At 55.8% G+C, this 13,751-nt stretch carries 9 protein-coding genes; 4 read left to right on the plus strand and 5 right to left on the minus strand.

Annotation, left to right across the window (positions count from 1 at the left end; genetic code table 11):
* The first annotated feature begins 102 nt into the window (after nucleotides 1-102).
* Nucleotides 103-2,490, plus strand: coding sequence for a mechanosensitive ion channel domain-containing protein (locus tag ACR3EJ_RS07925; protein ID WP_170545708.1), 2,388 nt, complete (start codon nucleotides 103-105; stop codon nucleotides 2,488-2,490).
* Nucleotides 2,491-2,575: 85 nt separating this feature from the next.
* On the opposite strand, the gene ACR3EJ_RS07930 is transcribed toward ACR3EJ_RS07925, so the two are convergent.
* From ACR3EJ_RS07930 to ACR3EJ_RS07950, 5 genes are read right to left on the minus strand one after another with little or no spacing between them, the layout of a single operon-like run.
* On the minus strand, nucleotides 2,576-3,931 hold the full coding sequence (locus tag ACR3EJ_RS07930) for a CoA transferase (RefSeq protein WP_170545703.1): 1,356 nt from the start codon (nucleotides 3,929-3,931) through the stop codon (nucleotides 2,576-2,578).
* Nucleotides 3,928-5,082, minus strand: a complete 1,155-nt coding sequence (locus tag ACR3EJ_RS07935; protein WP_170477642.1) for an ABC transporter permease — start codon at nucleotides 5,080-5,082, stop codon at nucleotides 3,928-3,930. Before ACR3EJ_RS07935 ends, ACR3EJ_RS07930 begins: the two co-directional genes overlap by 4 nt.
* Complete coding sequence (locus ACR3EJ_RS07940) at nucleotides 5,079-6,107, minus strand: ABC transporter permease (protein ID WP_010437945.1); 1,029 nt, start codon at nucleotides 6,105-6,107, stop codon at nucleotides 5,079-5,081. Before ACR3EJ_RS07940 ends, ACR3EJ_RS07935 begins: the two co-directional genes overlap by 4 nt.
* A 14-nt stretch (nucleotides 6,108-6,121) precedes the next feature.
* A complete protein-coding gene (locus tag ACR3EJ_RS07945; protein WP_170545700.1) occupies nucleotides 6,122-8,035 on the minus strand; it encodes an ABC transporter substrate-binding protein in 1,914 nt (637 codons plus the stop codon).
* Nucleotides 8,028-9,800 carry an ABC transporter ATP-binding protein gene (locus tag ACR3EJ_RS07950; protein WP_170477635.1) on the minus strand — a complete coding sequence of 591 codons (1,773 nt, stop codon included), beginning with the start codon at nucleotides 9,798-9,800 and terminating at the stop codon, nucleotides 8,028-8,030. The genes ACR3EJ_RS07945 and ACR3EJ_RS07950 overlap by 8 nt, the downstream gene beginning before the upstream one ends.
* A gap of 229 nt (nucleotides 9,801-10,029) precedes the next feature.
* Here ACR3EJ_RS07950 and ACR3EJ_RS07955 point away from each other — a divergent pair, with 229 nt between their 5' ends.
* From ACR3EJ_RS07955 to ACR3EJ_RS07965, 3 genes are all read left to right on the plus strand, one after another.
* A complete protein-coding gene (locus ACR3EJ_RS07955; protein WP_029621662.1) occupies nucleotides 10,030-10,527 on the plus strand; it encodes a class I SAM-dependent methyltransferase in 498 nt (165 codons plus the stop codon).
* Between the two features lie 91 nt (nucleotides 10,528-10,618).
* Nucleotides 10,619-11,248, plus strand: coding sequence for a glutathione S-transferase (locus tag ACR3EJ_RS07960; RefSeq protein WP_170545698.1), 630 nt, complete (start codon nucleotides 10,619-10,621; stop codon nucleotides 11,246-11,248).
* 98 nt (nucleotides 11,249-11,346) lie between these two features.
* A complete protein-coding gene (locus tag ACR3EJ_RS07965) occupies nucleotides 11,347-13,749 on the plus strand; it encodes a GcvT family protein (RefSeq protein ID WP_170545696.1) in 2,403 nt (800 codons plus the stop codon).
* Nucleotides 13,750-13,751 lie beyond the last annotated feature (2 nt).

Here is a 13,751-nt window from a genome sequence, read left to right on the forward strand (position 1 = left end):
CACTGGCCTCACGCAAAGATGCCTTTGCGTGCGCGGATGATTTGAACAGCAGACCAAGCTTCTGTAGTCTTGCCGGCAACTGTGATTTGGGTGCGAGACACTATGAAAACGAATATTCTGGCCGGGCTGTTTCTGGTGCTTTGGGCCGCAATGCTTGCATGCGTACCCGGAGCAGAGGCACAAACCTCGCTGATCCCGGGATATCCAATTGGATCGTCCGAAGAAACCAGCACATCAAGTTCGGCAGAAGAGGGCGATCTGGCAGCTGCGATCCGCGCGGCTTCTGACGCTGGTGCAAGTGTCATCGTAATCGACAGCGCGGGACAGGTGGTTTCGTCAGCCAATAATGGCGGGGCAACATCCGATCCAGAGGTTGCTGACCCGATGGCGGAAGGGTCTCAACTGATGAAGGCTCAGGAGCGGTTCTCGAAATTTCGGGAATCTGTGCGCTCGCGTTTAGAAGCGCTTCCGTATTCGGTTTTTGAGGTGCAGTATGTTCTGAGACAAACCAGCCCGGATGGCCGTATTCAGACCTATTTCGAGGTCTTGGCCTGGAACATTGTTTTTCTTCTGCTGGGACGCTGGTTATCGACCGAGATTTACGGAAAGCGTATCGCCAAGCGCTGGGTTGTTGCCCGCATCAAGGAAAACCCCGTTGGCTATCGCGATAAAATGCCTTTCTTGGTTTACCGCTTCGTAATGGGCATCGGTGGGACGATCTTTGCGATGCTTATGGCGCTGATCGTGGGTTATCTGTTTTTCGGCGAAGCCGAGGATATATCCATTCAGTTCACTGTCACCGCGATTTTTACTGCGTTCTTCCTGTCGCGCACGGTTGCGGACTTGTGGCGGATGATCTTGTCACCGTTTCTCAGCCAGTACCGTTTGCCCCCGTTTTCCGATCGGGACGCCAAGCGGCTATACCGGTGGGCGTCGGCAATCGCGACGTTTGATATCTCGGTCGTGCTTTTCTCGACTTGGGTTGCGGATTTTGGGCTGAACTACAATGTTTATGCTTTGGTTTATGGCAGCCTGACACTGGCCGGTGCGCTGGGCAATCTCTTAATGATACTGTTCAATGCCCGCGCGATTTCTCATGCGATCCGTGGCGGGCGTATGCCCGAACAAGTTTCGTGGATATTACGATTTATCTCGTTCGCCTGGGCGCCGGTATTGATGCTCTACATTGTGTTCAGCTGGTTCAAGCTTGCAGTTGATCTGGTTTTGGAGATCGAGGATTCCGTCCCGATCGTAGCCAGCAGCTATGCAATATTCATGTCAGTGGTCGTTGCATATGGTGCGATGAACTATCTGCTGGAACGCTACTTTGATCGCAATCGTCAGATCGCGGAACTGAATACCGAAGCAGATGAAGCCGAGGCAGGTGAGGCTGCAGCGCTTGTCACACCCGAGGCTGAAAAGCGCAAACATGCCATATTGACCTACGAAGATCTTGCCCGAAGGGTGGCCGGTATTCTGGCCTTTGTGGTGGGGCTATATGCGCTGGTCGTGATCTGGAATCCGCAAGCCAACTGGAGCGATGATCTGCCCATCGAGCGAGCGCTTGATGTGATGGTGATCTTGTTCATCGGCTACATTCTGTTTCATTTTTTCCGGGTCTGGATCGACAGCAAGATTGCAGAAGAGGTTGACGATGGTGCCGCCGATGCCGAGCTCGGCGACGAAGGGGGCGAAGGTGGACAGAGCCGGCTTGCGACTTTGCTTCCCCTGTTTCGCGGTGCCATCCTGGCTGTGGTCGTTGTCACTATCGCGCTGATTGTATTGATGGAACTCGGGATCAATGTCAGCCCGCTGTTTGCGGGTGCCGGTGTTGTAGGATTGGCCGTAGGATTCGGGTCGCAAACGCTGGTGCGCGATATCTTTTCGGGTGCGTTTTTTCTGATGGATGATGCATTCCGTAAGGGTGAATATATCGATATCGGCGATGTGAAGGGAACGGTTGAAAAGATCTCGGTTCGGTCCTTCCAGTTGCGACACCATCTGGGCGCGCTCAACACGATTCCCTTTGGTGAGATCAAGGTGCTGACCAATTACTCGCGCGATTGGGTGATCATGAAGCTGCCGTTGCGTGTGACGTATGACACGGATGTCGAAAAAGTACGGAAGCTGATCAAAAAATTGGGTCAGGAATTGTTGAGTGATCCGGTGATCGGAGAAAACTTTATCCAGCCCCTGAAATCTCAGGGTGTGATCGAGATGCAGGATTCGGCGATGATTATCCGGGTCAAGTTCATGACCAAACCAGGCGATCAGTGGCTGGTGCGCAAGAAAGTATATCAAGATATCCGTGAACTGTTTGCCCGCGAAGGTATCCGGTTCGCGCATCGCGAGGTCACCGTAAGGTTGGCAGACGGCAAAGAGGCCGAAGACTTAACGCCAAAGCAGCGCGAAGCGGTTACAGGCGCTGTTCAGGCTGCGATTGACGAGGATTATCTGGATGATATCGGGCCCGGCGGCGACGATCGCTAAGGCGGCTCCCGCCTCTTTGAGCGGCGTCTCGAATGAGACGCCATACAAAACGTTGGGCGGGGCCGCGCTCCGCGCGGCGGTTGGTCTACGTGGCGAGTGAAGGCCAGACTGGTTCTGATGATCCAAGCTTTGAGGCGGGCAGAGACCATCGCATCTTGGAAGTGCCTACAGTCAGTGCTGGGTTCAAACGGTGACCTGCTCCCCATCCGGAATGTTCTTGCACATCTGAATAATCTGCAAGTAACGCACCGGTGATATCTACTTCAGTATCGCTTTTGGCGAGAGTCGCGAGCAGTTCTGCGGTGCGTGCAAGTGAAAGTCGGGCATCCATGACCGCTTGACCGGATGCAGCCTCGGCCAGAGCCGAAAGAACAGCAGCAGCCATCAAGTATCCAGTCGCGTGATCGAGTGCCTGCACAGGTAGCGGGGTTGGCTCGTCGACCCCCGCCCATTCCATTCCTGCGTGCGCGATACCGGCGCTCATTTGGACCAAACTGTCAAAACCCCGGCGTGTCGCCCAAGGGCCTTGCCAGCCATAGGCGTCCAATGTGACCTCGACCCTGTTGGGGGCAAGCTGATCACGCGTGGATTTAGCCAAGCCAAGCGCGTCTAGGGCACCGGGGCGATACCCATGAACAAATACATCAGCTTGTTTGAGAAGTTCCTGAAGTTGTCCAATTCCCGCGGGCGATTTCAGATTCAGATAGGCGCAATGCTTGCCCAGTGAGATGTCAGGAATGACGCCGGGCTCATCCCAGCCAGGAGGGTCGATCCTAAGGACTTCGGCCCCAAAACCCGCAAGTGTTCTTGTAGAAACCGGCCCTGCCAGTATTCGTGTGAGGTCGAGCACGCGTAGCCCTGCAAGGGGGCGCTCGACGGTCGCCTGTGGCCGGTCGCGTAGCTTGATATTCCGTGGGCCTTGCCAGCCGATCAATGGTTCACGTGCGAGTACACGTCCCTGCGGATGGTCATGCCATTCTGCACGACTGCGCATCGCGGCAGCAACCCCACCCTCGGCGACAATTGCGGCTTCGAGTTCCGAAATGGTTCTGTCTCGGATCGCGCGTTCAACCGATGACCGATCAGGGTTGACCTCGAGTACCTTCAAAGCAGCAGTGCGGTGATGCGGCAGATTGGTGTGCAGTCTGATCCAGCCATCTGAGGCCTGATAGTCTCCTGCGATCGCGTCCCAAAGGTTGGGCATGTCCCATCCGTCGGGTTTGAATGAGAAGCCATACCATAGAGAAGCCAACCGATGGTCCACGGAAACATCCGGCGGTTCTGGCGACAGGTTGAGCGCAGTAACAAGGCGTGACATTTCCTGACCAACAGCAGCAAAACTGGCCGTTGCCAGTTCCGAGACTGCAAAAGCGCTGGGCCGCGCACCCTCCCCGTTGACCCGATATGTGTCAGTTGAAGGGAGGGCGGATAGCAGGCTCATTGCTGGTAGGGGTCCAGACTGTCGCGCAGTCCGTCGCCAAGGAAGTTGAAGGCCAACACGACTACGATGATTGGTAGCATCGGAATCGCCGTCCACGGGTAAATCTCGATCGAAGCAAGGTTCTGCGCGTCATTTAGCATGACCCCCCAGCTGACCGCCGGGGCGCGCAGGCCTAGACCAAGGAAGCTGAGCGCGGTTTCTCCAAGGATCATCGCTGGTATCGACAGTGTGGCTGAGGCAATCAGGTGCGACATGAAGTTCGGAAGCAGGTGCTTGCGGATCACTCGACCCGAGCTTGCGCCCATCATCTCGGCGGCGCGAACATATTCCTCTTCCCGTAACGAAAGGAATTTGGCGCGTACGGATCGGGCAAGGCCGGGCCAGTCGAGTATACCGAGAATGATCGAGATGATGAAGAAGACAGCAACAGGACTCCAATTCGAAGGCACGGCTGCAGATAAAGCCAGCCAAAGTGGGAGTTCGGGCAGAGAACGCAGAATTTCGATCACACGGTTTATGACCCAGTCTATGCGCCCACCAAAATACCCGGCCATCGATCCGAACAGGATGCCGAGGAAGAAAGACACTGAGATGCCGATCAGGCCTACGGTCAGCGACAATTGGGCGCCGTAAAGAATTCGACTGAAGACGTCACGTCCCAAGCGGTCGGAGCCCCATAGGAACAGCGTGGCGCCTTCAGGTGCACAGAACAGGTGGGTGTCGGATTTTATCAGGCCTGCCAGTTTGTACTCGGAGCCCTCACAGAAGAACCGGATCGGGCGCGGGTCTTCTGTGTCGGGTACGAACTTCCATTGGAAGGTTTCAAGGTCCGCTTCTGCAACAATGGGATAGACATAAGGACCTATGAATTCGCCCTCGTGGAACCAGTTGACAGACTGGGGTGGGGCATAGAGGTGCTCACCGTTTCTGTCGTTCGGTCCATAGGGGGCGATGAATCCCGCGAAGGGTAGCATCAGATAGCACAACAGCAGGAATATACCTGAAATCAGACCCAGCTTGTGTGTTCTGAACTTGCGCCAGACTAAGACCCAATTTGGGGCATCGAGATCTGCACGCTCAAGCTGCTGGAGCGAGGCTTGCGGATCAAACGGGGCTTCGTCGACATAGCGACCATCGGGGCGTTCACTCATGCTTCTCGCCCCTCATACCGAATGCGCGGGTCAAGCATGACCAGCAGGATGTCCGAGATCATGGTACCGATCAGCGTCAGCAAGGCCACGAACATCAGAATGAAAGCAGACAGGAACTGATCCTGTGTTTTAAGTGCGGTCAGCAATGTTGGCCCGATGGTTTGCAGACCCAGAACAACCGAGACCAGAACCGAACCTGAAACCATCGAAGGCAGTAGGTTGCCAATATCGGCAACAAAGGGGTTGAAGGCCACCCGCAGCGGGTATTTCGTCAACATCCGCGACGGGGCCATCCCCTTGGCGATAGCGGTTTCAACATAAGGCTTGCCCAACTCATCCAGCATGTTGGCACGCAGGCGCTGCATCATTGCCGAAGCGCCCGAGGTGCCGATAACGAAGGTCGGAACGATCAGGTGAACAAGAATGGATTTCAGCTTGTCCCAGCTCATCGGTTGACCCTCAAAGGAAGGGTCCATCAGGCCGCCAATTGGCAGGTTAAAGTAGCGATGGCCGTAGTAGAAAAGTATCAGCGCCAGCAGGAAGTTTGGCGTCGCAAGGCCCAGATACCCAACAAAAGCAGAAGTATAATCGATCCATGTTCTTGATTTGGCCGCCGCAAGAACGCCCAGCGGCAAGGCCACAGCATAGACGAATAGAATGGCAGCCAGATTAACCACGACAGTCAACCAGAGCGTATCGCCCACGATCTCGCGCACGGGGCGGTCAAATTCGAATGACCAGCCATAATTGCCCTGCAAGAGGCCCTCGAACCCGTGCGGGCCGGGCCAGAAGCCTATCCAGATCAGATATTGTTCCGGCAACGAACGATCCAGAGAATACTCTTTGCGCAGAAACTCGGCCTTGGCCACGCCCGCAGACTGGCCCGAGGCCTGCAACTCAGCGATCTGGTTGCTGAGGTAGTCGCCTGGGGGAAGGTTGATGATCACGAAGATCAGTACCGACACCACCAACAGCGTCAGCAGCATCGTGAAAAAGCGATACACCGCATAGCGCAGCATGACCATTTAGCTGCTCCTGATCAGTCGGCGAAGAAAAACTCGTCGGGACGATGAATGCCGAAATGCGCACCGGGCTCCCAGGCCCACATGGCCTGTTCGGGCACGTTCTTCAGCCGGTTTGACACAACGATTGGCTGCGGTGCGCCGTTAAGAATACCAATGGCATACAGCTGATCCGCGTGAATTTTCAGCATTTTAGTCCAGACTGCCGCGCGCTCTTCATCGGTTGTGGCGATTTCCCAGTCATGCGCGAGTTTCATGAGAAGTTCGGCTTCGGGCAGGTCTGGTGGCTCGCCTGATCCTCCAGCTGTCTGGTAATACTGCCCCCACTTGGGCCAGGCCAGAAAGACCTGATCGGTAGGCGCCAGATAGGCAGGCGAGGTGTGCAATTGCGGGATGCCGTCATCCCAGCCAAACCAGACTGAGGCCATCGTGTTGCCCGAGAAGACCCGATTACGCAGAATGTCCCGATCCAGGGGGCGCATCACAAGTTTGACACCGATCTCGCGCCAGGTATCTGTAACGATTTGGAGGGCATTTTCTACTTCCTGCCTCTCGCCTGCAGTTTCGATAACCAACTCCATAGGACGTCCGTCAGGCAGTAGGCGAATGCCGTCTTTATCCCGCTCGGTCAATCCAGCCTCATCCAACAGCGCATTCGCCATATCGACGTCGTAGTCTGCCCAAGCCTTTGCATTTGCTTCGTCATAGAATGGCGACGCAGGCAAAACTGACATCGCGCCGGGATGGGCCAGCTTAAAATAGAGCGCTTGATTGATTGTTTTGCGGTCTATCGCGAGGGAAAGGGCCCGGCGGACGCGCACATCACGTAGTACGTTGCGCCAGGCTTCGTCTTCGAAGTTCAGGTTTGGATAGATGGCGATTTGGGATGCGACTCCGGTCTTCCACAAGAGCGTTTTGTAGTCTCCTTGCGCTTCGCCTTTTTTCAGGATCGACGCGTCGCGGAATGCCAGCCCGCGCCCTTGCAGGTCACTTTCACCCGCGTTAGTCTTGGCCGCGACAAGACCTGGGGCAACAATCTCCATCTCGACCACATCGATATAAGGGAGCTGTACCCCCTTTGAATCAACCCTGTGATAGTAGGGGTTGCGGATGAAGCTATGCCGGATTTTCTTGCCCGAGCTTGCATTGAGCCAAGGCTGCAATGTGGGCAATTCGTGATTGTCATATTTGTACAGGTTATCCAACTTGTTATGCAGCGCCGCCCAGCTTTTGACCCGCGCGTCTTCGACCTGAAAAGCCAATTCTTCAGGATCGGCAAACTTCTCGTGGTATTTTTTGAGAAATTCTGATGGGCGGTAGATAAACGGTGGGCGTGCCTGTGCAAGAGATTGCAGAAAGTCAGGGTTCGGATTTGCCCACTCGAACACGACGGTCGTTTCATCAGGGAAAGTTACCGTAGGCGTCATACCTTCAACCAGCAAAAAATCAGGTGGGCCTGAAGGGCTGAGCAACTCGTTATTGGCGACGTCTTCCCACCAATATCGGAAATCCTCAGACGTAAACGGAGTGCCGTCCGACCATTTGTGGTCAGGGCGTAAATTCAAGGTAAACTTGCGATTGTCTTCGTTTTCGAAAGAGGCCAACAGATCGGGCACGATGTTGTATTCATGGTCAAAGCCGACAAGCCGCGCATAGCCATAGACCACCATCTGGCGGATGTCCTTGGACCGGGTAACCATGGTTCGCAATGTTCCGCCGGGCGTTCCGAAATCGCGCCCCTTTGCGGCCAGATCAACGATTAGCGGGTCATGCGGAATGCGGTCGGCGACAGGTGGCAGCTTTCCACCTTCAACTTCGGCTTCCCAGTAGGGGATTTCCTGAAGATTGGCCGGGATTTCTGCCGTGGCGGGCAGCCCTGCTGCAACGACCAGCGTGGTCGCCAGAATCAAACAATGAGTGGTCTTAAACATGGCAACGTACCTTATGGCCGGGCTCCAACTCTACCAGCGAGGGTATCACGGTGTCGGAAAATCGAAAGGCGTCATCCCAACTGTCGGGCGAACCCGCGCCCAAAGCAACCAGTTTCAGGTCTATCGGACGATTGATATCCGGTTCAGGCTGGGCGGCAATCAATGCCTTTGTGTAAGGATGACGTGGATTATAGAAGAGAGTTTCAGGTGGGGCTTGTTCAACCACCAGCCCCCGACGCATTACGGCAACTTCATCAGCGATGCGCGCGACAACGGCGAGATCATGCGAGATGAACAGGTAAGACAGGTTCAGACTGTCTTGCAGGTTTTCGAGCAGGGTTAAAATTTGTTCCTGCACAGAAACATCTAAGGCCGAAGTAGGCTCGTCACAAACGATCAAAGCCGGGTCCAACATCATCGCGCGGGCGATAGACAGACGTTGCCGTTGCCCGCCTGAAAACGCGTGCGGATAACGTTTGAGCATGTCTGCGTTCAGTCCGACCCTCTGTAACATTTCGGCTGCTTTATCGCGCTGTTCTGCTACTGTTCCGAGGCGGTGAATTTCCAACGGTTCGGTCATCGCATCCTGAATGCGCATTCGGGGACTAAGTGAGCTATACGGATCCTGAAACACCATCTGCGCCTTGCGCTGGAAGGCAGTACGCTCGGCGCGCGTCATGTTGTGAACTGTGAGCGGATCGGCTTCCTTGTTTGTCCGGAACAGCACTTCTCCGCCGGGGTCCGGCAATTCGGCGCCCAGAGCGATACGCGCTGCGGTGGTTTTGCCCGATCCGCTTTCGCCAACGATCGCAAGTGTTTTGCCGCGCGCCAGCTTCATATCGACGCCGCGGCAGGCGTGGATCAGCTTGTCCGCTCTCCAGCCTTTGCTGGACCGCATAGTGTAGGTCTTCGAAACCCCGGTCATCTGCAATATCAGGTCTTCATCGGGCATCGGTATGCCCACCGCATCCTGGTCAGGTATTTCTGGTGCTGCATCGAACAGTTGCTGGGTGTAGGGATGCGCCGGGTCGTTCAGGATCAGGGCGGCTGGACCGGCCTCCATCACACGACCTTTGTGCATGACAACAACCTGCTCGGCCATGTTGGCGACGACACCCAAATCATGCGTGACCAGAATTAGCGCCATACCGGTTTCACGCTGCAGTTCTTTGATGAGCCCAAGAACCTGCGCCTGAGTTGTTACATCCAGCGCAGTGGTTGGTTCGTCCGCGATGAGCAATTCAGGTTTGGAAACCATCGCCATCGCGATCATGGCCCGCTGTCGCATGCCACCGGACAATTCAAACGGATAGCTGTCATAGGCGCGGGCCGGGTCGGGAAAGCCCACCCGTTCAAATTGCGTCAGTACTTCTTTGCGTGCCTCAGATTCAGATGCGCCGCGGTGCAGCCAAAGAACTTCGCTGACCTGGTTTCCAATTTTGTGAAGCGGAGAGAGCGAGCGCATCGGCTCCTGAAAGATCATCGACACCCGATTGCCTCGAATGTCACGCATTTGACGTTCACTGAGTTGAGTTAACTCCGCCGTGCCTCTGGAATCGTTCAGGGTAATCGTACCGCTACGGATTTGAGCAGTACGGGGCAGGATGCGCAGAGCAGCGCGACACGAAATCGTCTTGCCCGATCCAGATTCACCAACCAATGCAAGTGTCTGTCCAGGCTCGACATCAAAGCTGACATCTTGAACCACGGAAGGACCCTTGCCGAAGCCGATGCTGAGATTCCGAACGGACAACAACGCACTCATGCGGGTTTTCCACCCGTCTGGCCGCTAGGTAACATCGGCTTTGTGAACTCCCTGTCTTTTTTTCGTAGTTTCGCGCGGTTCGGGCGGGGTAGTCAAACACCTTCTGCACCTGAAACGTCGCGGAATCGTGAATTCTTGGCGGTGCGCCTACACATTCCCTTGAGAATTTGTCACTACCTGATCGAAAGGCACACGTAAGGTGCCGTGTCTACAAATAGGGGTAATCGTTGTGCCGGAAGCTCAAAGTCGTCTAGATTTGTTTATTGATCGCATGGTCTCGCAGCGTGCTTGTTTGGATTATGCAATCGCGCAGACCACTGGGCATGAAGGCCCGGTATTTGAGCTTGGGCTGGGAAATGGGCGCACTTATCATCACATGGTTCAGCATATAAAGGACCGCCCAGTTTATGTTTTTGAACGTGCGGTCGCCTCGCACCCCGATTCAACACCGCCCGATGATCGCGTAATTTTGGGTGACGTGCGTGAAACGCTGCCCGCATCGGTCGCGCAGTTTGGCGCGTCGGCCAGTCTGATCCACGCCGATCTAGGGGGACATAACCGGCAAAAGAACGATACATTTGCCCGTCTCGTCTCACCTTTGATCGAGCCGCTGTTGGCGCGTGGTGGGTTGATGGTCTCGAGTGATCGCATGTATTTCGAGGATTTGACCGAGCTGCCGCTGCCGAGTGGTGCGGTTGAGGGTCGCTGCTTTATCTATCAACGCTGATCTGCCGTAGGGTCACTTTGTGATCGGACTCGCGCTGTTGCACTGGGGCGGTCTAACGTTTGGGGTGTGAAGCCTCAGAGGGGATCGTCAAATGCTGTTCTATGATTGCTCGACCGCGCCCAGCCCACGCCGAGCCCGGATGTTCATTGCAGAAAAAGGGTTGGAGATTGAGACGCGCGAAATCTCGATCGCAAATGGCGAGCAACTGAGTGATGCTTTTCGGGCGGTGAACCCCGGCGCGACGATCCCGGTGCTGATCACGGATGAAGGTACCGTGCTCACCGAAAATCTCGGCATTGCGGCCTATCTCGAAGCGCGTTTTCCTGAGCCTGCGTTGATGGGCCGAACAGCGGATGAAAAGGGCGAAGTTTTGATGTGGAACGCCATCGCCGAGCAGCAATGCGGTGCGCCGATTGCCGAGACGTTGCGCAATACCCATCCCTCTTTCAAAGACCGTGCCATCACAGGAACCGCGAACCATGCGCAGATTCCCGAACTGGCGCAGCGCGGAACTGCACGGTTGGGCGCGTTTTTTGATTTACTAGAAGCCCGTCTGCGCGAAAATGATTTCGTATCATGCGGCTCATTCACGCTCGCTGATATCACCACATTTGTATTTGTCGATTTTGCACGTGTCATCAAGATGCGCATTCCTGACGACAACACAGCCACACAAGCTTGGTTTGATTCCATTCGCGCGCGACCAAGTGCCCGAATTTAACGCGCGTTTTTATAGAAGGCACAGAACTGTACAGAAATGTCTAGACAGAAGTGAACAGTGCGTCTAGCGTCCCTTGCGAGTCACCTTGGGAGGTTGGGATGAAATCGCAGTATCGCGTAGTGGTAATTGGCGGCGGCGTTGTGGGCGCTTCGGTTCTGTATCACCTTGCCAAGTTCGGCTGGTCGGATGTGGTGATGTTGGAGCGTCGGCGCCTAGCCTCGGGCTCGTCCTGGCATGCGGCGGGGGGCATCCATGCGTTGAACGCCGATCCCAACATGGCGTCGCTTCAGGCCTATACCATCGATTTGCTCAGCGAGATCGAAAAGGAATCGGGTCAGAACATCGGCCTGCATATGACCGGCGGCCTGACGCTGGCCGGAACGCCTGAACGGTGGGAGTGGTTGCAGGCCAACTACCGCATCTTTCAATCTATCGGCATTGATGATTGCGAATTGTTATCCCCGGAAGAGGCACAGAAACGCTGCCCGATCATGTCAACCGACGGCGTGCTTGGCGCAATGTGGGCGGACCGCGAAGGCTATATCGATACCACTGGAACAGTTCAGGCCTATGCCACAGCAGCCAAAAAGCGCGGAGCCGAGTATTACGAGGAAACCAAGGTCGAACGCCTGACGCAGACCGCGGATGGCTGGGAAGTTGTGACCGACAAGGGCACCATCACGTGTGAGCATGTGGTCAATGCCGCAGGTCTCTGGGCCAAGCAGGTGGGCCGTATGGCAGGGGTGGAACTGCCGGTATCGCCACTCAAACATCACTATCTTATTACTGATACCGTGCCTGAAGTGGCTGAGGCCGATTTCGAGATGCCGATGACTGTCGACCTCGAAGGATTTACCTATATGCGGCAGGACCAGAAGGGTGTTCTAGTTGGCATCTACGAAGTCGATCATGAACACTGGGCCATGGACGGTGCGCCTTGGAATTACGGCGAAGAGCTGTTTCAGGAACAGCTTGACCGGATCGAAAACGAATTGACGTTGGGCTTTGAACGCTATCCGTCGATCCAGAATGTTGGCATCAAGACATGGGTGAATGGCGCGTTTACCTTCTCGCCCGATGGTAACCCGTTGGTCGGTCCAGTCCCGGGCAAGCGCGGTTATTGGTCAGCCTGTGCGGTGATGGCCGGGTTCCTACAGGGTGGTGGCGTCGGCAAGACGCTAGCCGAGTGGATGATCCATGGCGAGCCCGAAGCCGACGCTTGGCCGATGGACGTGGCACGTTATGGCGATTTCGCTCAGAACAAACGCTACATCCGCGAAACAACTGGTCAGTTCTATTCCCGTCGTTTCGTGATGACCTACCCGAACGAGCAGCTGCCCGCAGGCCGCCCGCTGAAAATGGCTCCGGCCCATGACGCGATGACCGAGGCAGGCTGTAAATGGGGTGTTAGCTGGGACCTTGAAGTGCCACTTTACTTCGCGCCGAAAGGGTTCGAGGAGACGCCGACGCTCAAGCGGTCCAACGCGCATGACATCGTGGCTGAGGAGTGCAAGGCCATCCGCGAAGGTGTGGGCCTGCTTGATATCTCGGGTTTCTCGCGGTTTGAGGTCTCAGGTCCGAATGCCGAGGCGTGGCTCGACAAAGTCATGGCCTCAAAACTCCCCGCGCCGGGTCGGGCTAAACTGGCTCCAATGCTGGGCGAGAACGGACGGCTCAAGGGTGATCTGACTGTGCTCAACTGGGGCGATGGCACCTGGTGGATCATGGGCAGCTACTATCTGCGTGCCTGGCATTTGCGTTGGTTCGATGATCACATGATGGATGGCGTCACGGTCCGCGATTTGGGTGAAGAATACTGTGGATTTGCCGTGGTTGGGCCGAGGTCAGAGACTGTGGTCGAGAAACTGGCAGAACAGGACATCTCGGGCCTGAAATTCATGGGTTGTGGTGACTTCGATATCGGACTGGTCCGCGCCCGCGTTGCCCGAATGTCAGTGACGGGCGAAAAGGGATATGAGATCAACTGCCGCTATGGCGACCATATCAAGCTACGCCGTATGCTGTTGGAGGCCGGGGCCGATGAGGAAATCCGCGAATGCGGTTTCAACGCGATGCTGTCGACGCGGCTTGAGAAGAGCTTTGGTATCTGGTCTGCAGAATTCACCCAACTCTATACGCCCGGCATGACCGGGATGGATCGCTGGATCGACTGGGACAAGGATTTTGTCGGCAAAGATGCGGCGCTGGCCGAGCGCGATGGCAACGGACCAGCGCAGGTACAGGTGACGCTTGAGGTCGACGCGTTGGACGCGGATGCCAGCGGGTATGAACCCATTTGGGCAGGCGGCGAACGTGTGGGTTTTGTGACGTCGGGAGGCTTTGGGCACTACACCGGCAAGTCCCTGGCCATGGCTCTAGTAGATCGCGACAAGGCTAATCCAGGGACTGAACTGTCGGTGCATGTGGTTGGCGTTGAAAGCCCAGCCCGCGTGGTTGAGCCGTCGCCGTACGACCCGCAGGGCAAAGCGATGCGGGGTTGATC

This window comes from Ruegeria sp. AB11 (genome assembly GCF_056536325.1).